The sequence below is a fragment of the Sporosarcina sp. BP05 genome, from assembly GCF_014282005.1.
GTDB lineage: Bacteria > Bacillota > Bacilli > Bacillales_A > Planococcaceae > Sporosarcina.
In genome coordinates, this window is the sequence record NZ_JACFTD010000107.1 from 1 (window position 1) to 258 (window position 258).

1 pseudogene is annotated in these 258 nt (G+C 35.7%); it reads left to right on the top strand.

The window, feature by feature from the left end:
* Positions 1 to 187 (top strand): annotated as a pseudogene (locus H2672_RS19390) (hypothetical protein); the annotation flags it as partial.
* Positions 188 to 258: the final 71 nt, after the last annotated feature.

The window sequence follows — 258 nt, forward strand, 5'->3', positions numbered from 1 at the left end:
TCATAGGCTTAAAATTAACCTTAGGGAAGAAGCAGAAGCCTTGTGGCAACTGGAGCCAGAAGAAAAACGGCTTATAAAACGATGGTTCCGTAAATCAGAAGAAAATCACATGGAGAAAGACCGATTTATCCGCGATTTTGTTGAAGTAAACCTTGAATTTACCTTAAAAATCGAAGAAAATGACTAAAAAACCGACTAAAATGGCACAAAATGTGCTTAAAGTCGGTTTTTTTTTTGTTTTATTTTAGCCCCTGAAGA